Genomic DNA, 23114 nt, shown 5'->3' on the forward strand with positions numbered 1-23114 from the left:
CGATCGCACCGGCGCCTCGGCCCGTCCCCTCCGTCGACCTCCGACCGAAGGGCCACACCCATGACCTGTCACCTGAAGGCGATCACCCGCGAGGAGCACCTGCGCTTCGTCGCCGCCCGGCCTTCCGTGAGTCACCTGCAGACCCCGGCGTGGGGAGAGGTCAAGCCGGACTGGCGGGCGGAGAGCCTCGGCTGGTTCGACGAGGGCGGCGACCTGGTGGGGGCCGGACTGGTGCTGCTGCGGGCGTTGCCGAGAGTCCGGCGGTATCTGGCGTATCTGCCCGAGGGTCCCGTTCTCGACTGGGCCGCGCCGGACCTGGAGCGGTGGCTGGAGCCGATGCTCGCGTACCTGAAGAGGCGGGGCGCCTTCTCGGTGCGGATGGGGCCGCCGGTGGTGGCGCGGCGCTGGAGCGCCGAGACGGTCAAGGCGGCGATCGCCGACCCGGAGGCCCGACGGCTGGGCGACGTGGAGCCCACCGTGCGGGAGCCCGCGGCCGACGGCGTCGCCGAACGGCTGCTCCGCATGGGCTGGCGGCGGGCCGAGCCCGGGGGCGAGGACGGGTTCGCCGCGGGCCAGCCCCGCTACGTGTGCCAGCTGCCCCTCGCGGGACGCTCGCCGGACGAGATCCACAGCGGTTTCAACCAGCAGTGGCGCCGCAACGTCAAGAAGGCCGAGAAGGCGGGCGTGAAGGTGGTCCGCGGCGACCAGGAGGACCTGCCGACCTTCTACGAGCTGTATGCGGAGACGGCCGAACGGGACGGGTTCGTGCCGCGCCCCCTCCCGTACTTCCAGCGCATGTGGACCGCGCTGACGGCCGAGGACCCGGACCGCATGCGCCTGTACCTCGCGCACCACGACGGGGAGGTGCTCGCGGCCGCCACGATGCTGACCGTCGGCGAGCACGTCTGGTACTCGTACGGAGCCTCCACCGCCCGCCGCCGCGAGGTGCAGCCGAACAACGCCCTCCAGTGGCGGATGATCTGCGACGCCCATGAACTCGGCGCGGCCGTCTACGACTTCCGCGGTATCACCGACACGCTGGACGAGGACAACCACCTGCTCGGGCTGCTGCGGTTCAAGACCGGCGCCGGCGGTGAGGCCGTGGAGTACCTGGGCGAGTGGGAGTATCCGCTCAACAGGGTGCTGCACCGGGCACTGGGGCTCTACATGTCGCGGCGCTGACGCCACCCCCGCGGTCAGTCGGCGGGTTTCTCCCACACCGAGACGTGGCGGCGGCTCTCGTGGGTGAACGGCTCCCCGCGCCACCCCTCCCACCGGTCGCACAGGCGCATCCCGGCGATCCGGGCCATCAGGTCGAGCTCGGCGGGCCAGACGTACCGGAACGGGATCGCCGTGTGCTCGGCGCGTCCGTCCACGACGGTGACGTAGTGCGAACTCATCGCCTGGGTGGCGGTGTCATAGGTGTCGAACGCCCACTCGGCCGGACCGATACCGAACGGCACGGCGGTCTGCCCCGGGGGCAGCAGCCGCAGTTCCGGTACGCCCACCTCGACGACGAAGCGGCCGCCGGGCTCCAGGTGGGCGGCCGCGTTGCGGAAGCAGTCGACCTGGGCGTCCTGCGTGGTCAGGTTGTTGATGGTGTTGAAGACCAGGTAGGCCACGGTGTACGAGCCGGGCGCCCGGGCCGTCGCGAAGTCCCCGATGGTCACCCCGACCGCGTCGCCGCCCGGCTTGGCGCTCAGCCGGGCGGTCATCGCCCGCGACATGTCGATGCCGTGCACCGGTACCCCGCGGGCCGCGAGGGGCAGCGCGATCCGGCCGGTGCCCACGCCGAACTCGAGCGCCCGCCCACCGCCCGCCAGCCGGGCCAGGAGCCCCACCGCGGGATCCACCGCGTCGGGGGCGAACATGTCGGCCGACGACTCGTCGTAGCGAGCGGCGACGCTTTCCCCGAAGTAACCGTCCTCACCAGACATGCGGGGGACGGTACCTCCGGCGGGTGGGCGGGCGCCCGTGATTTTTCCGCGCCGCGCACCGGCGGTGACGCCGCGGCCCGGCAGGAGGCGGGGCGCCGCCGGGCTGTGTGCCGTCGCGAGGATGGCGTACCGCGGCTGTGTGGGCAGTGCCGGGGTGTCCTGGAGTCGCCGCAGCCGGTGACGGCGGTCGAGCACCATGTGGACGCCGTCACCGCACTGTCGCCGGGGGCCGCGTGGCTGATGGGGAGCGGGCCCGCGGGCTGGATGCGGCGGAGCTGGTCCGGCGGGCGGAACGCGACGAGGCCGCGGCCGAGCCGGTCTGGCGCGAGGTCGCCCGGCGCTTCGCCTCGGTCGTCGTGGGCTGAGGGGCGCGAGCGCCTCGGTTCCCTGCCTCGGTCCAGGCCACTCAGGGTTGGCCGGCTCGGCGTCAGTCCGCGAAGGCGCCGTCGCCGGTGAAGGCCAGTGCGGCGAAGCGTTCGCCGATGCGGCGGTGGGTGGCCGCGTCCGGGTGGAGGTTGTCCGGCAGCGGCAGCTCGGCGGAGTCGGCCTCGCCGTAGAGCGCACGGCCGTCGAGGTGGTACAGGTTCGGGTCGTCGGCCGTGCGCTGCGCGACGATACGGGCCAGCTCGTCCCGGATGACGTTCAGGGTGAGTTTCCCGCTCGCCCGTTCCGCCGGGTCGCCCATGGCCACGAAGCGCATCCGTCCCTCGCCGAGGCCGGTGAGGTCGGGGGCGAGGGGGCCGGGGGTGTCCTCGTGGACGGGGCACAGGATCGGCGAGACGACCAGCAGCGGGACGGTGGGGTGCCCCTCGCGGAGGGTGTCGAGGAAACCGTGCACGGCGGGGGCGAAGGCACGCAGCCGCATGAGGTCGTGGTTGACCACGTTGATGCCGATCTTGACGCTGATCAGGTCGGCCGGGGTGTCCCGCATGGCCCGCGCCGTGAACGGGTCCAGCAGCGCGCTGCCGGCCAGTCCGAGGTTGACGAGTTCGACACCGCCGAGGGACGCGGCCAGCGCCGGCCAGGTGGTGGTGGGACTCGCGGCGTCCGAGCCGTGACTGATCGAGCTGCCGTGGTGCAGCCAGATCCTGCGTCCGGGGTCGGGGGCGGGTGCGACGGGAGCGTCGGTGCGCAGGGCGACGAGTTCGGTGGTCTCGTTGTGCGGCAGCCAGATCTCGAGGTTCTTGCTGCCTTCAGGCAGGCCGGTGAAACGCAGTGTGCCGACCGGGCCGGGCTCGACCGCCGCCGTGCCGGTGGTCATGTCGATGGTCAGGGTGTTGCCGCCGACGACGCTCCCCCGGCCCGCCGGGCGGCCGTCGACGAGCAGGTCGTAGACGCCGTCCGGACGCGACGGGGCTCCGACGTAGACCCGCTTGGTGGGCAGCGTGTCCAGTTCGAGCGCGGTGGCCCGGGTGCGCAGGGCGAGTCGGACGCCGGACGGCTGGGACTCGGCCATGGCCAGTTGTCCGTCGGTGTTCTGGGCGCGGGCCCGGGCGGGCAGCCGGTGCGGCAGCAGGCCGTGCTCGGTGCGTTCGACGTCGAGGGCGCCGCGCAGCAGTTCCCGCGTGATCGGCGTGGTGATCCAGTCGTGGTCGGTGTTCATGCCGCCTCCGGCCGATGGGTGGTTCGGGGTGTGCACAGCGCGGGCTTCAGGCTGCGCGGCTCACTGTGCGGGCCAGTTGCGCAGCAGGGCGTCGAGGGCGTCCACGATGCGGGTCCAGGTCTCCTGGCTGTCGGGGACGCTGTGGCTGAAGCCTCCGGCCAGTTCGAGGCTGACGTAGCCGTGGAAGACGCTGCCCAGCAGTCGGACCGCGTGGGTCTCGTCGGGTTCGGTCAGGTGGTAGCCGCGCAGGATCGCCCGGGTCATCCGGGCGTGGCGGACGCCGGCGCTGTCCGCCGCCGTCTCCGGGTCCAGGCGCAGCCGGGCCGCCGCATAGCGGCCCGGGTGCTCCCGGGCGTAGTCGCGGTAGACGTCCGCGAAGGCGGCGAGGGCGTCCTTGCCGGCCCGTCCCGCCAGTGCCGCGGCCGCCCGGTCGGCGAGTTCGGCGAGCGCGAGCAGGGCGATCCGGGTCTTGAGGTCCTGGGAATTGCGCACGTGCGAGTACAGGCTCGCGACCTTGACGTCGAAGTGCCTGGCCAGGGCGGAGACCGTCACCTGGTCGAAGCCCACCTCGTCGGCCAGGTCCGCACCCGCCCGCACCAGTCGGTCGGTGGTCAGCCCCACACGCGCCACAGTCCCGCCCTCCCGCTTGCCTCCACCTATTATGCAATTACCTAAAGCTTTTAGGCAACGCGTTCCCGAGCAACGTGCTCCAGGGCAATGGGTCAGGGGCACGGTCCGTTCGGCCGCTTCCGGGACGGAGACCGGAGACACCTGACCGTCGGCGGCCGCAGGCATGAGTGCCCGCGGTGCGGGGACCCCGACCACATGTCCCAGCCCCGTCTGGTCACGTTCGGACACGGCACCGCGGGCCGCACGGCCCTGGCGGAACTGCTGCGCGGTGCCGGCGTGACCGCCGTGGTCGACGTCAGGACCGCGCCGGGCAGCCGGCGCGACCCCGACCTGCTGCGCGAGCGGCTGGCGCGGTGGCTGCCGGAAGAGGGGCTCGCCTACCGGTGGGAGCAGCGGCTGGGCGGGTTCCGCAGGCCCGCCCCGGACTCGCCCGACGTCGTCTGGCGCAACGCCTCGTTCCGGGGCTACGCCGGTCACACCCGTTCGCCGGAGTTCGTCGCCGCCATGGACGCGTTGCTGGACCAGGTGTCGCGGGAACGCACCGCGGTGATGTGCGGCGAGGCGGTGTGGTGGCGGTGCCACCGACGCCTCGTCGCGGACTTCGCCGTGCTGGCCCGGGACCGTCCCGTGGACCACCTGATGCACGACGGCCGCCTCACGGCGCACTCCCCCACCCCAGGGGCGCGACTGCGGGCGGACGGACTCCTGGTCTACGACGACGAGGAGGCGGCGGCGGCGAGGCCCGTGGCATCGCGGCCGGGGCGGCCCTAGACGTCGACAGGAGGCGAGGTCCCATGCGCAGCAGCGGCGGACACGGCCGGGCGAGCGGTGGCCCCGGCGCGGCTCGGGTCGAGTCGGTTCTCGACGAGCTGTACACCACGCCTCCCTCCGACTTCGTCTCCCGCCGCGAGGAACATGCCGCGGCCGCGAGGACCGCCGGCCGCAAGGAGGACGCACGCCGGCTCCACGCCGCCCGGCGCCCCACGCTCGCGGCCTGGGCGGCGAACCTGCTGACGCACTCCCGACCGGAGGAGGCCGACCGTTTCCTGGAACTGGGACGGGCGCTGCGCGACGCACACCGCACCCTGGACGCCGCCGGGCTCAGGGAACTCTCCGACCAGCGCCGGCGCATCGTCTCCGCGCTGTCCCGGCAGGCGGCCCAGCTCGCCGGTGAGGCGGGGCACCCGCTGTCGGAGGCGGCGCGGCGGGAGGTCGAGGCGACCCTGCGCGCGGTACTCGCGGACCCGGAAGCGGCCGACCGGTGGGCCGGCGGACACCTGACGGTGTCGCTCACTCCCCCGTCCGGGTTCCCCGCGGACGGCGCCCCGGCCGAGCCCGCGCCCCCGGAGCGGCCGTCCCGGCCCGGGACACCTCGCGGCAGGCCGGCGGGCCGGACGAAGGACGAACTCGCCGAGCGGCGCCGCAGGCGGCAGGAGGAACTCGACCGCGCCGAACAGGCGGCGGAGCGGGCGGCGCGACTGCTGCGCGACAGGCGCGCGGAACAGGCGGACGCCGATGCCTCGCTGCGGCGGACGCAGGACGAACACGGCCGGGCGCGTGCGGAGTTGTCCGCCGCCGAGCAGCAACTGCGGCAGGCGCGGGAGAGACTCGACCGGGCCGAACGGGAACGGCGGGACGCCGAAGAGCGGGGCCGCACCGCCGCGGACGCGCTGGCCCGGGCCGAGCGCGAGGCGCGGGAGGCCACGCGCCGGGTGGACCGTTCGGCCTCCGGGGTCAGGCGTTCCGGCCCGTCCGACTGAGTACCCGTGTCCACCCCACCCGACCGCTTCCCGTCGCCGAGGGAGGCCGGCCGTCCCGTCACCAGGAGGAACCCGTCGTGCACATCACCGGCCGACTTCACCGCCCGTCCGCCACCGGCGTCGACCACGCGACACGATCCGTCCGGCGCCTGCTCATCGTGGGTGCGGCGGTCGCCGCGGTGCTGACCGGCTGCTCGACACAGGACGCCGTCTGCGGTGGTGGCGAGTACCCGGTCATGACCACCGGCGGCACCGGCCGCACCTGTGTCCCCGACGGCGAGGAACCGCCCGAGGGATACACCCGCTTCCCCGAGGGCAAGGTCCCCGAGCACGTCGGAGACGAGTGGGACACCTACTGGCAGACGCACACGGTCGACCGGGACGGGAGGACCGTCGAGGTGTCCGACGGCGAGTGAGTACGGAGGACCCGCGGCCCGAACACGCGCGCGAAGAACCGTCGACGCATACCACGTTGGCGGCCATACGTGGTATACCGGCCCGGCAGCAAACAGGGGAACAAGCAGCACCCACCGTCCGTACTATCTGTGTCAGCACAGTCGGCGACAGTCGCCTGTTCTCCGCTGCCGGGCGCCGACGGGACATGGTTCGCCACGTCCCGCGCCCGACGTCCCGCCGTTCCTCCCGAGCCTTCACGGCCGCGAATCGAGGAGAGTCACCACCATGTCCGAGAGCACGATGCAGGCCGCCACCGAACTGGCGTCGCAGTACAGCGTCCAGGTCACCGACGACCTGGAGCGCAACGTCAAGGAGCAGGAACGCGTCAGCGGGGAGATCACCGCCCTGCAGCAGCAGTTGGCCGCGCTCCAGCACGACCACGCGCTCCTGGTCAACGTGCAGCAGGCGCTCGGCATCGCCGCGCCGCCGGCCCAGCAGGCGACCGCGCCGGCTCCGGCCGCCACCGACGCGGCGACCGTGCCCGCTCCCCGTGGTGGTGCCACCGGGAAGCCGGCCGCCGGGAAGCGGAAGCGGGGCGGCAAGGCCGCCGCCGCTCCCCAGCGCGCCGCCGCGCCCAAGTCGGGCGCCAGGTCCGCCAAGCCCGCCGCCACCAAGCCGGCCACCAAGGCCACCAAGGCCACCGCGAAGCCGGCCACCAAGTCCGCCGGGAAGCCCGCGGCGAAGAAGACGCCGGCGCAGGCCGCGACCGGGGCCGCCGCCTCGTCCAGCGCCACCACCCCCTCCGCCTCCGCCTCCTCCGCGAAGCAGCCCGCCCAGCCCACCCTGGTGGAGCTGGTGCGCCAGCACCTCACCGAGCAGAAGGAACCGCGCTCCGCCGCCGAGGTCACCACGGCGCTGGACGCGGCCCACGCCGGACGCACCATCAAGACCACGGTCGTCCGCACCACCCTCGAAGGGCTCGTCGCCAAGAACCTGGCCCAGCGCACCAAGCAGGGCACCTCGGTCTACTACACGGCCACCGAGGCGCCGGGCGCGCAGCAGAAGCGGGACGCCGGGACGGAGGAGCCCACCGCGCCGGGTGACAACTGACCGCGGACGCAACCGGCGCCGACAGGCGCCGGCTCCGTCCGCACCCGCCGCGGTGCGGTGCGGCGCGCGCCCGCGGGTGAACAGGGTGAGGATCGGTGGATGGGTGTTGTACTGCCGGTGCTCTTCGCACTTCTCGCCGCGTTCAGCAACGCGCTGGCCACCGTGCTCCAGCGGCGGGCCGCACTGAGCGTGCCGCAGTCCCAGGGGTTCCGCCCCGGACTCGTCGTGGACCTGCTGCGGCAGCCGGTCTGGATCGCCGGCATGCTCGCCGTCGTCGTCGCCGGTGTGGGCCAGGCGGTGGCTCTCGCGACCGGGCCCTTGTCACTCGTACAGCCGTTGTTCGTGCTGGAGCTTCCGCTGGCCCTGCTGCTGGCCTCGCTGATGACCCACCGCCACCTGCCCCGTGCCATGTGGCTGGCCGTGGGCTCGGTGGTCGTCGGGCTCGGCATCGCGCTGGTGTCGGCCGCTCCCGACGGCGGCGAGGCCGAGGTGGCGCTGGACCGCTGGCTGCCCGCCCTGGCGGCCTGTGCCGGAGCGGCCGTACTGCTGGCCGCGGCCGGTCTGAGGCGCCCCGTGGGCAAGGCCCGCGCCGGTTGCCTCGGTGCGGCCACGGCCGTGTGCTACGCCCTGACGGCCGCTCTGATGAAGGACTCGATGCGGGTCCTGGACACCGAGGGCGTGACGGGCTTCCTGACCACCTGGCAGACCTACGCGTTCGCCGGGGCCGGTGTGGGCGCGGTGCTGCTGCTGGAGCACGCCATGCAGGGCGGTCCGCTGGTGGCCTCCCAGCCCGCCCTCACCCTGGGGGACGCGGCGGTGAGCCTCCTGCTCGGCGTGGCCCTGTACCAGGAGGACGTGCGGGGCGGCTGGTGGGTCGTGCCGCAACTGCTGGGCGTCGCCCTCGTCGTCGTGGGTGTGCTCACCCTCGCCCGGCGTGGTACCGACCTGCGCACGGGAGAGTGACCCTCCGGCCGGCACCGTCCGGTGTGCGCGGGCCGGGGACGAGATGCCCGACCTCACCCCGTGATGCACAGTGGTCGCAACCGCACCGCGACCCAGAGGAGCGGCATGCCGCAGGCCGCCACGTCCGACGCCGCCGGGGAGGCCCCGCCGGCCGCGAAGCTGCCGCTGTTCACCCTGACGGCCATGGTCGTCGGGTCGATGGTGGGGGCCGGCGTCTTCTCGTTGCCGGGGCGGTTCGCCGAGGAGACCGGCGTCGCCGGGGCGTTGATCGCCTGGACGATCGCCGGTACCGGCATGCTGATGCTGGCCTTCGTCTTCCAGTCCCTCGCCGTCCGCAGACCCGACCTGGACGCCGGCGTGTACGCGTACGCCAAGGCGGGCTTCGGCGAGTACCTGGGCTTCTTCGCGGCCTTCGGCTACTGGGCCAGCACCTGTGTGGGCAATGTGACCTACTGGGTCCTCATCATGTCGACCGTCGGCTCGATCTGGCCGGTCCTCGGCGACGGGGACACCGCCGTCGCGGTCGTCCTGTCCTCGATCGGGCTGTGGGCGTTCTTCTGGATGATCCGGCGCGGGGTGAAGGAAGCGGCGGCCATCAACAAGGTCGTCACGGTGGCCAAGCTCGTCCCCATCGTCTTCTTCGTCGTCCTGGCCCTGGTGTACTTCAGGCCGAGCCTGTTCGCCGACAACTTCGGTGGCGCGGACTACTCCGGTTCGCTGTTCTCCCAGGTGCGCGGCACCATGCTGGCCACCGTGTTCGTCTTCCTCGGCGTCGAGGGTGCCAGCGTCTACTCCCGGCACGCCCGGCGCCGCTCCGACGTGGGCAGGGCGACGGTGCTCGGCTTCCTCAGCGTGTTCGCGGTCTTCGCCTCGGTGACCATCGTGTCGTACGGCATCATGCCGATGGCCGAGATCGCCGGCCTGCGCCAGCCGTCCATGGCGGGCGTCCTGGAGGCGGCCGTCGGGACCTGGGGCCGGGTGTTCATCAGCGTCGGCCTGGTCGTGTCGGTGCTGGGCGCCTACCTCGCCTGGACGCTGATGGCCGCCGAGGTGCTCTTCGTCGCGGCCCAGGACGACGACATGCCGCGCTTCCTGCGCCGCGCCAACGCCGTCGACGTGCCCGTGCCGGCCCTGCTGATGAGCTCGCTGCTCACCCAGGTGGTGCTCATCGCCACCAGCTTCTCCGACGACGCCTTCGACTTCGCCCTCAACCTGACCAGTGCCCTCTCCCTGATCCCGTACCTGCTGGCCGCGGCCTTCGCGGTGCGGCTCGGTGTCCGGGACGACCCGCGCACCGAGGGCGGCCGGACCTCACGGCGCGAACTGGTCGTCGGCGTCGTCGCCACGGTGTACACCGTGTTCCTGCTGTACGCCGCGGGCCCGAAGTACGTGCTGGTCTCCTTCGTCCTCTACGCCCCGGCGACCGTCCTGTTCGTCATGGCCCGGCGCGAGCAGGGCCGGCGGCTGTTCTCCCCGGGGGAACGCGTCGTCCTGGCCGTCTCCGTGGCCGGCGCGGTGCTCGGGGTCGTGGCCCTGGTGGCCGGGTGGATCAGCCTGTGAACCGCGCCCCCTCCAGTCCTCCCCGCCCCACACCCCCAAGGGAGCCAGTGTGACCGGCAACGAAGGCACCACCCGACCCGCCCTCGGCGTCCACTCCGAGGTCGGCAGGCTGCGCAAGGTCCTGGTGTGCTCCCCCGGACTCGCACACCGGCGGCTCACCCCCACCAACTCGGACGACCTGCTCTTCGACGACGTGATGTGGGTGGAGAACGCCCAGCGCGACCATGCCGCGTTCGTCGGTGAACTGCGGCGGCGCGGGGTGGAGGTGGTGGAGCTGCACGACCTGCTCGCCCAGATCATGGCCCTCCCTGAGGCCAGGACATGGCTCCTGGACCGGAAGATCGTCGCCAACCGGGTCGGCGTCGGCCTCGTCGACGCGACCCGCGCCTACCTGGAGACCCTGTCGCCCAGGCAACTCGCCGAGTACCTCGTCGGCGGGCTGGCCACCAGCGACCTTCCCGAGGACTTCCGCTCCCCCCACCTCGCGCTCGCCCGCGAGTCCACCGGCGCACGCGAGTACCTGATGCCGCCGCTGCCCAACACCCTGTACACCCGCGACACCACCTGCTGGCTGTACGGCGGCCTCACCCTCAACCCGCTGTACTGGCCCGCGCGGCACGACGAGACGCTGCTGATGAAGGCGATCTACACCTTCCACCCCGACTTCAAGGGCTCGCGGGTGTGGTGGGGCGATCCCGAACTCGACTGGGGTCAGGCCACCTTCGAGGGCGGTGACATCATGCCGGTCGGCAACGGCGTCGTCCTCATGGGCATGAGCGAGCGGACCTCGCGCCAGGCCATCACCCAGGTCGCCGCCGCGCTGTTCCGCGACGGCGCCGCACAGCACGTCGTCGTCGCCGGACTGCCGAAGCTGCGGTCGGCCATGCACCTGGACACCGTGTTCACCTTCGCCGACCGGGACGTGGTGACCCTCTACCCACGGATCATGGACGGCGTGCACACCTTCTCCCTGCGTCCGGGCGACCGGGGCCCCGGCTTCGACGTCGTCGACGAGGGCACGACCCCGTTCGTCGACGTCGTCGCCAAGGCACTCGGCCTCTCCTCGCTGCGGGTGGTGGAGACGGGCGGCGACGCCTACGCCTCCGAGCGCCAGCAGTGGGACAGCGGCAACAACGCCGTCGCGGTGGAACCGGGGGTGGTGTTCACCTACGACCGCAACACCCAGACCAACGCCCTGCTGCGCGAGGCCCGTATCGAGGTCGTGCCCATCGTGGGTGCGGAACTGGGCCGGGGCCGCGGCGGAGGCCACTGCATGACCTGCCCGCTGGTGCGGGACCCCGTCGACTTCTGAGACCGTCCCGCGGACGCCGGGCGGGACGTCAGCGGCAGAAGCCGTACGCCTGCTCCAGCCACCGGCGCAGTGCCGCGTGCACGTCGCCGGGCAGTTCGCTGAGCCGGGCGATGGCGGCCCGGTCCCCGGCGGAGGGCGCGATGCCCGCCGCCGTCAGGAGGGCGAGCAGGTCGAGGCGCCGCAGGTCGACGGGGTCGATGCGGCAGGGCACCCGCTGCGCGGGGTCGGGCGGCTGGAGCAGGAAGTCGCCCTGGGTGTCGCGGGAGCGGGGGCGGGTCGGGTCGGTGGTGGTCGAGGCAGTCATCGTGTGCATACCGCGGTCCTCCGCAGGTGGGGTCGCCGTTCTTGACCGCAGGAGACACCGGGGCGGCCGCGGCGGTTGCGGGCCGTCCCCACTGCCACCCGGCGGATGCAATCGGCGTCTTGTCGCACGAACCGGCCCGGCGAGGGCTCCGGGGCGGACGCGGGCCGTGCGGGCCAGGCGCCCTCGTGCACGGCGTCCCGCTCCCGCCCGCCAGGAGGTGCGAGAGGTCGCGTCGCCCGCTGGGCCGTACGAGTGGTGCGTTCACCGAGCCGGCCGTACGGTCGGTACGGGAAGGAGAGCGGAGCCGAGCGACCCCGAGACTCCTGGGAGCAGACATGGGCAGCAAACCGATGAGGACCGCGGTCACGCTCTGTGCCGCCGCCGCGCTCGCCGTGCCCCTGGGCACGGCCTCCGCCGCACCGTCGGGGGAACGCACGTCGCAGCAGTCGCGGGACCCGGTGCTCGTCGACTGCTCCTCGCGCCCCGACGTACGGCCCGGGACGTTCGTGCTCGCCTGCGGTGACGGCAACAGCCGCCTGGTCTCGATGCAGTGGTCCCGGTGGGACGCTCAGGCCGCGGTGGGCCGGGGCACCAACGCCGTCAACGACTGCGTCCCCTACTGCGCCGAGGGCACGTTCCACTCCTATCCCGTGACCGTCCGGCTCGACCAGCCGCGGGCCTGGGAGAAGGACCCGGGCGAGCGGCACTACACCCGGATGACCCTGACCTACACCGACGGCCGGCCGGCCGGGTCCCCCGGCACGGTGACCTACCCCCTGTGGGACTGAGGCCCGGCGGTCAGTCCGGGAGCGCCAGTCGGCAGGTGTCGCCCGGCTGGAGGCGCACCGCGCGGTCCGGCAGCCGGACGTCGATCGGCAGGCGGCCGGAGGACGGCACGGCGATCTCCAGCCGGCCGTGCTCCAGCCGCAGCCGCACGCCCCAGTGGCCCTGGTAGCGGATGGAGAACCCGTACGACGACAGTTCCGGCAGGGGCACCGGGTTCAGCCACAGGGCGCCGGAGCGGGTCTCCAGTCCGGTCAGCCCGCGCTGGACGAGGTCGAGGGTGCCCGCCATGGCCCCGAGGTGGATGCCCTCGCCGGTGGTGCCGCCCTGGAGGTCGGCGACGTCGCCCTTGAGCGCTTCCTGGCAGTACGTCCAGGCCTCGGCGCGGCGGGCCCGGGCCAGGATCCAGCCGTGGACGAGTCCGCTGAGGGTGGAGCCGTGACTGGTGCGGGCCAGGTAGTAGTCGACGGTGCGCTGCCACGTCCGCTCGTCCAGGCGGTACCCCAACCGGTCGAAGAGGGAGCGCAGTTCGGTCGGGGAGAACAGGTAGCCGAGCATCAGGACGTCGGCCTGCTTGGACGCCTGGTAGTGGTTGACGCTGTCGTTCTCGGCCTCCAGCAGGCGGTCCAGGCGCCGGATGTCGCCGTACCGCTCGCGGTAGCCCTGCCAGTCGAGTTCGGCGAGGTCGCCGTACCCCTCGAACTGGCTGACCACCCCTTCGTGGAAGGGGACGTGGAGGGTGCGGGAGACGTTCTCCCACTGTTCGAGTTCGCCGTCGTCCAAGGCGGTCCGCTCGACGAGTTCACGGCGGCGCGGTTCGGGCAGGTCGTTCAGCACTTCCAGGGTGCGGGTCAGTACCCAGGCGGCCGTGACGTTGGTGTACGCGTTGTCGTCGAGGCCGGGAGCGGCGGCACCGGGATAGGCCTCGTGGTACTCGTCGGGGCCGACCACGCCGCGGATGCGGTGCCGTCCGAGGTGCTCGTCCCAGGTGGCGGAGTCCGCCCAGAAGCGCGCGATCTGCAGCAGCGTCTCGGCGCCCTTGGTGTGCAGGAACTCGGCGTCGCCGCTGGCCTCGCAGTACTGCCACACGTTGTAGGCGATGGCCGATCCCACGTGGTGCTGGAGGTGGGAGTGGTCGGGCAGCCAGCGGCCCGAGCGCGGATTGAGGTGCAGTTGCTGGGTCTCCTCGCGCCCGTCGCTGCCGCTCTGCCAGGGGTACAGCGCGCCACGTCTGCCGATCGCGCGGGCGGCGGCACGGGCGCGTTCCAGGCGCCGGTGCCGGTAGTGGAGCAGGGCCCGGGACACCTCGGGGAAGTGCAGGTTGAGGTAGGGCAGGACGAACAGCTCGTCCCAGAAGACGTGCCCGCGGTAGGCCTCCCCGTGCAGACCCCGCGCCGGTACGCCGACGTCGAGGTCGGCGGTGTGCGGCGAGAGGGTCTGCAGCACGTGGAAGAGGTGCAGGCGCAGGATGCTGCCGGCCTCGCCGGGTACGTCGAGTTCGGCGCGGCGCCACAGCTGGCCCCAGGCCGTGCGGTGCGACACCAGCAGCTCGTCGAAGCCGGGGGCGTCGGCGACCCGGTCGAGGGCGGCCTGCAGCGGGTCGCTGATCGCCGGGTCGCGTGAGGTGTGCAGGGCCACGATCTTGTCGACGGTCACCGTCCGCCCCGGTTCCGGCCGCACGGTGGTGCGCTGGGCCACCCGCAGGTGCTCGCGTGCCGGGGTGACGGGCGCGTCGGCCGTCGTACGGGCCGCCATGCCGATCCGGATGTCGGAGGTGCGGGTGCGGCAGCGCAGCCACACCGTGTCGTCGCCGCCCCTACCGGTGTGCACGTGGGTCAGGTGGCGGCCCTCCAGGTCCCGGTAGCGGGGCACCCCCGAGTTGGTGACGCCGCCGTCGAGTGCCGCCTCCACCTCGATCTCCGCCGCACCGGTGTCCACCGTGAACTCCGTGCGCAGGGCGGCGAGGTGCGGGTCGCCCATGTGCACCATGCGCAGCTGGCGCACGGACAGCACGCGTCCCTGGCCGATGCCGAGGTGCGTACGGCGCTCCAGCACACCCGAGTCCAGGTGGACGGTCTGGCGGTGGTCGAGCACCTCGGCGGTGTCCGGCGTGAGCCACTCCCCGCCGGCCACCCGGAAGCGCAGCGGCAGCCAGTTGGGCAGGTTGACCATGTCCTCGTTCTCCACCTCGCGTCCGGCGACGGCGGAGGTGAGCCGGTTGTAGCAGCCGGCCACGTAGGTGCCCGGGTAGTGCACGTCGTCCGCTGCGCACTCGGGCAGCGCGCCGCGTGTGGCGAAGTAGCCGTTGCCGAGCGTGCACAGCGACTCGCGCAGCCGCTCCTGTGCCGGGTCGTAGTGGTCGTAGTCCCAGGTCGAGGGGGTGGCGGTCACCGCGGGTCGTCCCAGGACCAGTCGGCGACCTCGGGCAGGTCGACGCCGTGTTCGCGGATCCAGTCGTGGTGGCGCAGCCGGGCGTCCTCCATCCGCTGCCGGACGGCCGCCGCGCGCACGGCGAGGCCGGGGACGCGGTCGATGACGTCCATGACGAGGCGGTAGCGGTCCATGTCGTTGCCGAGCACCATGTCGAAGGGCGTGGTGGTGGTCCCGATCTCCTTGTAGCCGCGCACGTGCAGGTGGGCGTGGCCGGTGCGCCGGTAGGCGAGCCGGTGGATCAGCCAGGGGTAGCCGTGGTAGGCGAAGACGACCGGCTTGTCGGCGGTGAACAGGCCGTCGTACTCGAAGTCGCTCATGCCGTGCGGGTGTTCCCCGCTGGGCAGCAGCCGGGCGATGTCGACGACGTTCACGACGCGCAGGGTGAGGTCCGGCAGGTGGCGGCGGATCAGCTGGGCCGCGGCCAGTACCTCCTGGGTCGGCACGTCGCCGGCGCAGGCGAGCACGACGTCGGGTTCGCGGCTGCCGTCCTCGGTGCCGGCCCACTCCCAGATGCCGGCGCCGCGCGCGCAGTGCACCCGGGCCTCCTCCAGGGACAGCCAGTCGAAGCAGGGCTGCTTGCCGGCGACGATCACGTTGACGTAGTCGCGGCTGCGCAGGGCGTGGTCTGCGACGGAGAGCAGGGTGTTGGCGTCCGGCGGCAGGTAGACCCGGACGGCTTCGGGGCTCTTGTTGAGGATGTGGTCGACGAAGCCGGGGTCCTGGTGGGAGAAGCCGTTGTGGTCCTGGCGCCAGACGTGGGAGGTGAGCAGGTAGTTCAGGGAGGCGATGGGGGCGCGCCAGGGCAGGCGCCGGGTCACCCTGAGCCACTTGATGTGCTGGTTGACCATCGAGTCGACGATGTGGACGAAGGCCTCGTAGCAGGAGAACAGCCCGTGCCGGCCGGTGAGCAGGTAGCCCTCCAGCCAGCCCTGGCAGGTGTGCTCGGAGAGGATCTCCATCACGCGCCCGTGCCGGTCGAGGTCCTCGTCCACGGGGAGCGTCCGCTCCTGCCAGGCCTTGCCGCTGGCGGCGTAGACCGCCTGGAGGCGGTTGGAGGCGGTCTCGTCGGGTCCGACGAGGCGGAAGTCGCGGCGGTCGGCGGTGGCGTCCATGACGTCCCGCAACAGGTCGCCCAGGACGCGGGTGGGTTCGTGCGTGCTCGCGCCGGGCCGGTCCACGGGGACGGCGTACTTCTCCAGCGGCGGCAGGGGCAGCTCGCGCAGGAGCAGCCCGCCGTTGGCGAAGGGGGTGGCGCCCAGGCGGCGGGCGCCGTCGGGCACGGAGGCCAGGACGGCGGGCCGGGGGCTTCCCGCGTCGTCGAACAGTTCCTCCGGCCGGTAGGAGCGCAGCCACTGCTCCAGCAGCCGCAGGTGCTGCGGGTCGGTCCGCACGGCGGACAGGGGGACCTGGTGGGCGCGCCAGGTGTTCTCGACGGGCAGGCCGTCGACCTCCGCCGGGCCGGTCCAGCCCTTGGGCGTACGCAGCACGATCATCGGCCAGCGGGGGCGCTCCCCGGCGCCCTCCTCGCGGGCGGCCCGCTGGAGGGCGGCGATGCGGTCGAGGGCGGTGTCCATGGCGCGGGCCATCGCGCGGTGGACGGCGGCCGGTTCGTCACCGGTGACATGGAGGGGGTCGTGGCCGTAACCGCGCAGCAGCTCGTCGAGTTCGGCCTCGGGGAGGCGGGCGAGCACCGTCGGGTTGGCGATCTTGTATCCGTTGAGGTGCAGGATCGGCAGGACGGCGCCGTCGTTCACCGGGTCGAGGAACTTGTTGGAGTGCCAGGACGTGGCCAGGGGGCCCGTCTCGGCCTCGCCGTCACCGATCACGCAGGCGACCACCAGGTCGGGACGGTCGAAGGCGGCACCGTAGGCGTGCGAGAGCGCGTACCCGAGCTCACCGCCCTCGTGGATGGAGCCCGGCGTCTCGGGCGCGACATGACTGGGGACGCCACCGGGGAACGAGAACTGCTTGAACAGCCGGGCCATGCCGGCCGCGTCCCGGGTGACGTCCGGATAGGTCTCGGTGTACGAACCCTCCAGCCAGGAGTTGGCCAGGACCGCGGGCCCGCCGTGGCCCGGGCCCCACACGCACAGGGCCTCCAGCTCGCGGGCCTTGATCACCCGGTTGAGGTGGGTGTGGACCAGGTTGAGGCCGGGCGAGGTGCCCCAGTGGCCCAGCAGGCGCGGCTTGACGTGCTCGGGGCGCAGGGGCTCGGTCAGCAGGGGGTTGGCCATGAGGTAGATCTGGCCGACGGAGAGGTAGTTCGCGGCGCGCCAGTGGGCGTCCAGGCCGGCGAGCTCCTCGTCCGTGAGCGCGGCGGGCGCCTGCTGGGTGTCGTCGGACATCCGGGGTCCTTTCCGTTGCGGGACGGCGGTCGGGCCGGCATGGACCGGGGTGCCCCCCGCCCATCCCAACCCCGCGCGAAGCGCTCGGGTACCCGACAGGGCCGTTCGGGTCACGTCGCCGTCGCCTCACGTGCCGGCGCCGGGCCCGGCGGGTCGCGGGGGGCCGACTCGCCGGACCCGTGCTCCTCCCGCCCCGGGTCCCGTGCGCGCACGAACGGCACGGCCGTCACCGGCGCCGACCCCGGTGGCGGCCGTGTCGACGGACCGCGTACCCCGGCCTCCGTACCGCACGCCGGATGTGCGCCGGTGGTACGCGGAGCCGACCGCGGCACGGTCCCGCCCCTCGGGAGGGCACCCGGGTCAATTTTGCATGTCGTGCATCTTTGCATACCATGCAACTTATGTCGGAGAAAGGTACCGCGGGGGGCGGTCTGCGCGAGCGGAAGAAGCGGGCCACACGGGTCGCGCTCACCGAGGCCGCGGTGCGCCTGGCCGCCGAGCACGGCGCGGAGAAGGTCACCGTGGAGGCGATCAGCGCCGCGGCCGGAGTGTCGGTGCGGACCTTCTTCAACTACTTCGACACCCGCGACGACGTCTTCGTCCTGACCGGCGCCGAGACCAGCGCGCACGTGCGCCGCGCGCTGCTCGCCGCACCGGCCGGCCTCACCCCGCTCGAAGCGCTGCGCGACGCCCTGGCGGCGGAACTGGCCGAGGCCGAGCAGCAGCACGAGCTGTGGCGCCTGCACGGACAGGTGCTGCGCGCCGCGCCGCACCTCTTCGTGCGCAGTCTCGGCGCGCACATGGCGGACGAGACCGAACTGGCCGAGGCCATCGCCGAACGGATGCGCTCGGTCACCGACGCCCCCGGCGACACACCCGGCGACGCCCCCGACCCACCGGCCGCCTCCGACGAGGAGCGGCGCCAGGCGCTGGACCTCTACCCCCGGCTGCTGGCCGCGGTGGCGGTCACCGCCGTCCGGGTCAGCATCGACCACTGGTGCGCCCGCCCGGAGGTCCGTGCCTTCCGCGACGTGTTCCAGGAGGTGTTCACCCTCCTCGCCGCCGGGCTGCCGGCGCCACCCGCCTGACCACCGCACCGGCCGCCCGGCTCCCGAGCCGGCGCCGTGCCGCCACCCGTCGTCCGATCCGCGCGCTCCGGCGCCGAGCCCTGCCCGGCCCGCGCCGATCACCCACACACCACTGTCGAAAGAGAAGTCGTGACCGCAGCTCAGGCGCCCGCCGACGCGCCTCCCACCTCCATGAACCAACGGCAGATACTCCAGGCCATGTCCGGCCTGATGGCCGGCATGTTCGTCGCCATCCTGGCGGGCACCGTCGTGTCCAACGCACTGCCGACGATCATCGCCGACCTGGGCGCCAGCCAGTCCTCCTACACCTGGGTCGTCACCGCCGAACTCCTGGCGATGACCGCGACCGTGCCCCTGTGGGGCAAGCTGTCCGACCTCTTCAACAAGAAGCTGCTGCTCCAGGCCTCCCTCGGCATGTTCGTGGTCGGCTCGCTGCTGGCGGGCTTCTCGCACGACACGACACTGCTGATCTTCAGCCGGGTCGTGCAGGGCATCGGCGCGGGTGGTCTCACCGCGCTCGCGCAGGTCGTGATGGCCGCCATCATCCCGCCCCGGGAGCTGGGCAAGTACTCGGGCATCTTCGGTGCCGTCTTCGCCGTCGGTACGGTGGCCGGACCGCTCATCGGCGGTGTGCTGGTCGACACCGACTGGCTGGGCTGGCGCTGGTGCTTCTTCATCGGCGTGCCGTTCGCGCTGCTGGCCATCTTCCTGTTGCAGCGCACGCTGAAGCTGCCCACGGTCAAGCGCCAGGTGAAGATCGACTGGCTCGGGGCCTTCCTGATCGTCGCCGGTGTCTGCGCGCTGCTCATCTGGGTCTCGCTGGCCGGCAACCAGTTCGACTGGGCGTCCTGGCAGACCGCCGCGCTCGTGATCGGCGGCGTGCTGCTGCTGGGCCTGGCCGTCCTCGTCGAGGCCCGCACCGACGAGCCCGTCATCCCGCTCGACATCTTCAAGAACCGCACGGTCACCCTGACCACCGTCGCCAGCCTCCTGGTCGGTGTCGCCATGTTCGGCGGGACCGTCTTCCTCTCGCAGTACTTCCAGGTCTCGCTCGGCAAGTCGCCGACCGTCGCGGGCCTGATGAGCCTGCCGATGATCCTGGGTCTGCTGGTGTCCTCGACCGTCGCCGGACAGCTGATCAGCCGGACCGGCAAGTGGAAGAGCTACCTGGTCGCGGGCGCGGTCGTCATGACCGTCGGTCTCGCGCTGCTCTCCCTGATCGACGCCGACACCCACTTCGGGCTGCTCAGCCTCTACATGGCCGTCCTCGGCGTCGGCGTCGGCATGCTGATGCAGAACCTGGTGCTCGCCGCGCAGAACGACGTGCCCGCGGCCGAGCTGGGCGCCGCGACCTCCGTGCTGTCCTTCTTCCGCAGCATGGGCGGCACCATCGGCACCAGTGTGCTCGGCGCCATCCTGGCCAACCGGGTCGCCAGCGAGATGACCAAGGGCCTGGAGAAGGCGGGCGCCGCCGGAGCGGCCGAGGGCGGCTCGGGCGGCGGCGCGCACAGCGTCCCGGACATGAGCACGCTCCCCGCCCCGATGCGCGAGATCGTGCAGCACGCCTACGGTGTGGCCACCGCCGACCTGTTCCTGGTCGCCACTCCCTTCGCACTGCTCGCGCTCGTCGCCGTGGTCTTCATCAAGGAGAAGCCGCTGAAGACCACCAGCGGCATGGAGCGTCTGGCCGAGGAGGCCGGCGAGGCCGTCCTGGGCGCACCGGTCGGCGTCCCCGGGCAGCGCTCGGGTGACACCGCGTCGAAGGCGGACAGCGGACCGGCGTCCCCGGTCGGCTGACCCGTCGGAGCACCACGCGACACCGCCTGCGAGGGGCCGTCCACCACACCCGGTGGGCGGCCCCTCGCACGCCCGGCGCACCGGCCGCACGCGACCGCACCGGCCCGCGGCAGGGCGCCGCGACCGTCAGATGCCGAACGGTGCCGCGTAGCGGACGGTGCCGGCGGGCAGCGGGTGGCCGGTGTCCAGCGCGAGGGCCATGAGGGCCTCGTCCGGGACGTCGAAGGTCACGCGGATGCCGTGTGCGGAGGCCCGGCCGAAGCCGAACCTGGGGTAGTACTCGGGATGCCCCAGCACGACGACATGGTGCTCCCCCCGGCGCCTGGCGGCGTCCAGTGCGGCCCGCACGGCCGCCGAGCCGGCGCCGCCGCGCTGCCGCCCGGGTTCGACGGCGACGGGTGCGAGGCAGAGCGCCGGGCTGTCGCCGATGTGGCAGCGGGTCAGCAGGGCGTGGCCCACGGGACGGTCCTCGTCGTCCACCGCGACGACGGACAGTCCCTCGATCCACGCCTCGGGGTCGGCACGCAGCGCGTCGACGAGGTCGGCCTCCTCGGGAGTGGGGAAGGCGGCACGGACGATGGCACGGACGGCGGGTACGTCGGCGCCGGTCTCGGCGCGGGTGGTCCAGGTGCGGGACATGACGGAGGAGGGTTCCCTTTCCGGGTTCGCGGTCGTCGGGGGGTGCGGGCGGGCGGCGACCTGGGGTCGGGGCACGATCCGGGTGCGGGGCCCGATCCGGGGCCGGATCATGGCCCAGGGCCGGCTGGTCACCCAGGGCCGGCTGGTCACCCAGGGTGCGAGGCGGTCCCGGACGCCTCGGACGCCTCGGACGGCGGTCGCGCGGACGGCAAGCGGCATCCCGTCCCCCGCTCCCGTCGTCCGCGGGGGCGGAGGTACCGCAGGAGCGGGGCCCGGGTCAGAGGAACCGGCGGATGGGCTGGACGGCGAGCTCCCGTGCCCGCTGGGTGACGGAGCGTCTCTTCCACCTGTCCGCCCGGATCAGTTCGCTGACCTCCAGGTCAGCGTCGAAGTGCCGGTCCAGGGTCGCGGTGAACTCCTGGTCCAGCACGGCGAGCATGACCTCCTCGTCGTGGTCGAGCGAGCGGCGGTTGAAGTTCGTGGAACCGATCAGGGCGGCGACGCGGTCGACGGTGACCACCTTGGCGTGCATCATCGTCGGCTGGTACTGGTAGATCTTCACCCCGCACGCGGTGAGGTCCTCGTAGAAGTGCTGTCCGGCCAGCTGGCAGACCCGTTTGTCCGTGTACGGACCCGGCAGCACGATCTCCACCTCGACCCCGCGCCGCGCCGTGGCGCACAGCAGCTCGACGAAGTACGCGTCCGGCGAGAAGTACGCGGTGGCCAGACGGACGCGTTCCTCCGCCGACTCCAGCATCACGCGGATCAGCGTCTGCATGTCCTGCCAGCCGAAACTGGCCGAGCCGCGCACCACCTGCACGATGGAACCACCCTGCGGGCGGTGCTCGACGAACCGGTCGCGTTCGTCGAAGAGCTCGTCGTGGCACTCGGCCCAGTTCTGTGCGAAGGCCGCGGCGATGCCGTCCACCGCGGGGCCGCGGACCTCGACATGCGTGTCGCGCCACTCCTGCGGGTTGCGGGCGTCGCCGCACCACTCCTCCGCGATCCCCACCCCGCCGGTGAAGGCGGTCTCCTCGTCCACGACGAGGACCTTGCGGTGACAGCGGTGGTTCTGCTTGAGCGGCGAGAGGTACAGCGGCTTGCGGAACCAAGCCACCTGCACCCCGGCCCGCTCCATCGTGCGCAGCTGCTCCGCCTCGATCAGCCGGCTGCCGAACCCGTCCAGCAACAGCCGTACCCGCACCCCGGCACGGGCCCGCTCCGCCAGGGCCTCCGCGAACCGGCGGGCGATGTCGCCCTTCCAGTACACGAACGTCATCATGTCCACCGTGTGCTCGGCGCGGTGGATCGCGGCCAGCATGGCGGTGAATATCTCGTCCCCGTTGCGGAGCGCGGTGAGGGAGTTGCCCTCGGTCGCCGCGATCCCGATCAGGCGCTCCAGACGGCGCCGTATGCGCGTGACGCGTTCCTCGACCGACGTGGACGGTGCGTCGCGCACCGCAAGGGTCGGCCCGGTCAGCTCGGGCGGTTCCTGTGTACTGGTCATGGCTCCCCTCGCCGGATCACGACGACAAACCGTCGGGCCGCGGCGCCCGGTCCGGCGCGGGCTGAGCGGCGAGCCGACTTTACCCCCGCTCAGCGGACCCGCGGTGCCCGGCCACGGATCGCCGCAGGTGACGACGACATCTCAAGTGATAACCGGGTCTGAGCGGCCACGCGGGCGCACGGAACCGCCGCCGCGGTGGCCTCGTCGTCGTCCCCTCCTCTCTCCCCCCGACCCGCCCCCGATCCGCCCCCGATCCGCCTTCTGCCGCTGCCCTCGTGTCCGACGCCGCCGTCCGCTGTTCCCACCTGTCCTTCGCCTGGCCCGACGACACATCCGTCTTCGCGGCGCGGGGCGCGAGTGACGGCCTGTGTCACGTCGTACGGGGTGGCGTTTCTTGCGGTCGGCGGGTGGAGGGCGGCAGGCTTCGGGGGTGGCCACCTTGCTGATCGTGCATCACACGCCCTCGCCGAACTGCCAGGCGATGCTGGAATCCGTCGTCTCCGGGGCGACCGCCCCCGAGATCGAGGGGGTACGGGTGGTCCGGCGCGCCGCGCTGGCGGCCACGGCGGTCGACGTACTGGAGGCCGACGGATACCTGCTGGGCACCCCGGCCAACCTGGGCTACATGTCCGGGGCGCTGAAGCACTTCTTCGACCAGGTCTACTACCCCTGCCTGGACGGGACGCGGGGCCGGCCGTTCGGCTACTACGTGCACGGCGGCAGCGACACCACCGGCGCGGTGCGCTCCATCGAGTCGGTCACCACGGGACTCGGCTGGCAGCGTGCCGCACCGGCGGTGAGCGTGGCCGGTGAGCCCGGCAAGGACGACCTGGAGGCCTGCTGGGAACTGGGGGCCACCCTCGCCGCCGGGCTGACGGACGACTGACACCGGTCGCGTTCGGCTCGGTACGTGGCGCGCGGCGCCGCCGGGTCGAAGGTCCCCGTGC

General features: G+C 72.9%; 21 protein-coding genes. 13 read left to right on the plus strand and 8 right to left on the minus strand.

All coding sequences use genetic code 11. The features are described 5' to 3' along the window. Positions 1–60 precede the first annotated feature (60 nt). Positions 61–1182 (plus strand): peptidoglycan bridge formation glycyltransferase FemA/FemB family protein, encoded by a 1122-nt coding sequence (locus ACGF5T_RS10440; protein WP_366767096.1) that lies wholly within the window; start codon positions 61–63, stop codon positions 1180–1182. Between the two features lie 14 nt (positions 1183–1196). Here the strand turns inward: ACGF5T_RS10440 and ACGF5T_RS10445 are convergent, their stop codons facing one another. Next, entirely contained in the window at positions 1197–1937 is a 741-nt protein-coding gene (locus ACGF5T_RS10445) for a methyltransferase domain-containing protein (RefSeq protein WP_361014859.1), read from the minus strand. 233 nt (positions 1938–2170) lie between these two features. Here ACGF5T_RS10445 and ACGF5T_RS10450 point away from each other — a divergent pair, with 233 nt between their 5' ends. Beyond that, positions 2171–2302 carry a hypothetical protein gene (locus ACGF5T_RS10450; protein ID WP_356604757.1) on the plus strand — a complete coding sequence of 44 codons (132 nt, stop codon included), beginning with the start codon at positions 2171–2173 and terminating at the stop codon, positions 2300–2302. Positions 2303–2364: 62 nt separating this feature from the next. Here the strand turns inward: ACGF5T_RS10450 and ACGF5T_RS10455 are convergent, their stop codons facing one another. Together ACGF5T_RS10455 and ACGF5T_RS10460 are read right to left on the minus strand one after the other, a co-directional pair. Next, positions 2365–3540 (minus strand): GDSL-type esterase/lipase family protein, encoded by a 1176-nt coding sequence (locus ACGF5T_RS10455; protein ID WP_361014863.1) that lies wholly within the window; start codon positions 3538–3540, stop codon positions 2365–2367. Between the two features lie 60 nt (positions 3541–3600). Next, positions 3601–4170: a WHG domain-containing protein gene (locus tag ACGF5T_RS10460; RefSeq protein ID WP_356604761.1), complete on the minus strand. Its 570-nt coding sequence runs from the start codon at positions 4168–4170 to the stop codon at positions 3601–3603. Positions 4171–4365: 195 nt separating this feature from the next. Here ACGF5T_RS10460 and ACGF5T_RS10465 point away from each other — a divergent pair, with 195 nt between their 5' ends. The 7 genes from ACGF5T_RS10465 to ACGF5T_RS10495 all read left to right on the plus strand — a co-directional run bounded on the left by ACGF5T_RS10465 (position 4366) and on the right by ACGF5T_RS10495 (position 11271). Then, complete coding sequence (locus ACGF5T_RS10465) at positions 4366–4941, plus strand: DUF488 domain-containing protein (protein WP_366767097.1); 576 nt, start codon at positions 4366–4368, stop codon at positions 4939–4941. Between the two features lie 23 nt (positions 4942–4964). Beyond that, the gene (locus ACGF5T_RS10470) at positions 4965–5930 is read left to right on the plus strand and encodes a hypothetical protein (protein WP_356604765.1); all 966 of its coding nucleotides are present in this window, start codon (positions 4965–4967) and stop codon (positions 5928–5930) included. Positions 5931–6007: 77 nt separating this feature from the next. After that, positions 6008–6346 (plus strand): SCO0607 family lipoprotein, encoded by a 339-nt coding sequence (locus ACGF5T_RS10475; RefSeq protein WP_356604767.1) that lies wholly within the window; start codon positions 6008–6010, stop codon positions 6344–6346. Positions 6347–6611: 265 nt separating this feature from the next. Beyond that, positions 6612–7436: a hypothetical protein gene (locus ACGF5T_RS10480; protein WP_366767098.1), complete on the plus strand. Its 825-nt coding sequence runs from the start codon at positions 6612–6614 to the stop codon at positions 7434–7436. A 99-nt stretch (positions 7437–7535) separates the two neighbouring features. Beyond that, positions 7536–8399, plus strand: coding sequence for a DMT family transporter (locus tag ACGF5T_RS10485; RefSeq protein WP_366767099.1), 864 nt, complete (start codon positions 7536–7538; stop codon positions 8397–8399). Between the two features lie 105 nt (positions 8400–8504). Then, complete coding sequence (locus ACGF5T_RS10490) at positions 8505–9959, plus strand: basic amino acid/polyamine antiporter (protein WP_366767100.1); 1455 nt, start codon at positions 8505–8507, stop codon at positions 9957–9959. Positions 9960–10008: 49 nt separating this feature from the next. Continuing rightward, entirely contained in the window at positions 10009–11271 is a 1263-nt protein-coding gene (locus ACGF5T_RS10495) for an arginine deiminase (RefSeq protein WP_356604775.1), read from the plus strand. A 28-nt stretch (positions 11272–11299) separates the two neighbouring features. On the opposite strand, the gene ACGF5T_RS10500 is transcribed toward ACGF5T_RS10495, so the two are convergent. Beyond that, entirely contained in the window at positions 11300–11584 is a 285-nt protein-coding gene (locus ACGF5T_RS10500) for a hypothetical protein (protein ID WP_366767101.1), read from the minus strand. Positions 11585–11910: 326 nt separating this feature from the next. Between ACGF5T_RS10500 and ACGF5T_RS10505 the strand changes: the two genes are divergently transcribed. Then, positions 11911–12363: a hypothetical protein gene (locus ACGF5T_RS10505; protein WP_356604779.1), complete on the plus strand. Its 453-nt coding sequence runs from the start codon at positions 11911–11913 to the stop codon at positions 12361–12363. Between the two features lie 10 nt (positions 12364–12373). Here the strand turns inward: ACGF5T_RS10505 and ACGF5T_RS10510 are convergent, their stop codons facing one another. Further along, the gene (locus tag ACGF5T_RS10510) at positions 12374–14749 is read right to left on the minus strand and encodes a glycosyl hydrolase family 65 protein (protein ID WP_361014877.1); all 2376 of its coding nucleotides are present in this window, start codon (positions 14747–14749) and stop codon (positions 12374–12376) included. Continuing rightward, complete coding sequence (locus ACGF5T_RS10515) at positions 14746–17136, minus strand: phosphoketolase family protein (RefSeq protein ID WP_366767102.1); 2391 nt, start codon at positions 17134–17136, stop codon at positions 14746–14748. Before ACGF5T_RS10515 ends, ACGF5T_RS10510 begins: the two co-directional genes overlap by 4 nt. A 392-nt stretch (positions 17137–17528) precedes the next feature. Here ACGF5T_RS10515 and ACGF5T_RS10520 point away from each other — a divergent pair, with 392 nt between their 5' ends. Both ACGF5T_RS10520 and ACGF5T_RS10525 read left to right on the plus strand, forming a co-directional pair. Continuing rightward, positions 17529–18224, plus strand: a complete 696-nt coding sequence (locus ACGF5T_RS10520) for a helix-turn-helix domain-containing protein (RefSeq protein WP_356604785.1) — start codon at positions 17529–17531, stop codon at positions 18222–18224. A 171-nt stretch (positions 18225–18395) separates the two neighbouring features. Beyond that, positions 18396–20021: an MDR family MFS transporter gene (locus tag ACGF5T_RS10525; protein ID WP_356605477.1), complete on the plus strand. Its 1626-nt coding sequence runs from the start codon at positions 18396–18398 to the stop codon at positions 20019–20021. A gap of 126 nt (positions 20022–20147) precedes the next feature. On the opposite strand, the gene ACGF5T_RS10530 is transcribed toward ACGF5T_RS10525, so the two are convergent. Next, the gene (locus ACGF5T_RS10530) at positions 20148–20660 is read right to left on the minus strand and encodes an N-acetyltransferase (protein ID WP_356604787.1); all 513 of its coding nucleotides are present in this window, start codon (positions 20658–20660) and stop codon (positions 20148–20150) included. 277 nt (positions 20661–20937) lie between these two features. Further along, complete coding sequence (locus ACGF5T_RS10535) at positions 20938–22167, minus strand: phospholipase D-like domain-containing protein (RefSeq protein WP_356604789.1); 1230 nt, start codon at positions 22165–22167, stop codon at positions 20938–20940. A 430-nt stretch (positions 22168–22597) separates the two neighbouring features. Between ACGF5T_RS10535 and ACGF5T_RS10540 the strand changes: the two genes are divergently transcribed. Continuing rightward, a complete protein-coding gene (locus tag ACGF5T_RS10540) occupies positions 22598–23053 on the plus strand; it encodes an NAD(P)H-dependent oxidoreductase (protein WP_356604791.1) in 456 nt (151 codons plus the stop codon). Positions 23054–23114 lie beyond the last annotated feature (61 nt).

It is taken from the genome of Streptomyces sp. NPDC047853, from assembly GCF_043204535.1.
Lineage (GTDB): Bacteria > Actinomycetota > Actinomycetes > Streptomycetales > Streptomycetaceae > Streptomyces.

Excerpts from the sequence above, each read along its gene's own strand:
- ACGF5T_RS10440 (WP_366767096.1), top strand. The coding sequence starts at position 61 with ATGACCTGTCACCTGAAGGCGATCACCCGCGAGGAGCACCTGCGCTTC.
- ACGF5T_RS10445 (WP_361014859.1), bottom strand. The coding sequence starts at position 1,937 with ATGTCTGGTGAGGACGGTTACTTCGGGGAAAGCGTCGCCGCTCGCTAC.
- ACGF5T_RS10455 (WP_361014863.1), bottom strand. The coding sequence starts at position 3,540 with ATGAACACCGACCACGACTGGATCACCACGCCGATCACGCGGGAACTG.
- ACGF5T_RS10465 (WP_366767097.1), top strand. The coding sequence starts at position 4,366 with ATGTCCCAGCCCCGTCTGGTCACGTTCGGACACGGCACCGCGGGCCGC.
- ACGF5T_RS10470 (WP_356604765.1), top strand. The coding sequence starts at position 4,965 with ATGCGCAGCAGCGGCGGACACGGCCGGGCGAGCGGTGGCCCCGGCGCG.
- ACGF5T_RS10480 (WP_366767098.1), top strand. The coding sequence starts at position 6,612 with ATGTCCGAGAGCACGATGCAGGCCGCCACCGAACTGGCGTCGCAGTAC.
- ACGF5T_RS10485 (WP_366767099.1), top strand. The coding sequence starts at position 7,536 with ATGGGTGTTGTACTGCCGGTGCTCTTCGCACTTCTCGCCGCGTTCAGC.
- ACGF5T_RS10490 (WP_366767100.1), top strand. The coding sequence starts at position 8,505 with ATGCCGCAGGCCGCCACGTCCGACGCCGCCGGGGAGGCCCCGCCGGCC.
- ACGF5T_RS10500 (WP_366767101.1), bottom strand. The coding sequence starts at position 11,584 with ATGCACACGATGACTGCCTCGACCACCACCGACCCGACCCGCCCCCGC.
- ACGF5T_RS10505 (WP_356604779.1), top strand. The coding sequence starts at position 11,911 with ATGGGCAGCAAACCGATGAGGACCGCGGTCACGCTCTGTGCCGCCGCC.
- ACGF5T_RS10515 (WP_366767102.1), bottom strand. The coding sequence starts at position 17,136 with ATGTCCGACGACACCCAGCAGGCGCCCGCCGCGCTCACGGACGAGGAG.
- ACGF5T_RS10520 (WP_356604785.1), top strand. The coding sequence starts at position 17,529 with ATGCAACTTATGTCGGAGAAAGGTACCGCGGGGGGCGGTCTGCGCGAG.
- ACGF5T_RS10525 (WP_356605477.1), top strand. The coding sequence starts at position 18,396 with ATGAACCAACGGCAGATACTCCAGGCCATGTCCGGCCTGATGGCCGGC.
- ACGF5T_RS10530 (WP_356604787.1), bottom strand. The coding sequence starts at position 20,660 with ATGTCCCGCACCTGGACCACCCGCGCCGAGACCGGCGCCGACGTACCC.
- ACGF5T_RS10535 (WP_356604789.1), bottom strand. The coding sequence starts at position 22,167 with ATGACCAGTACACAGGAACCGCCCGAGCTGACCGGGCCGACCCTTGCG.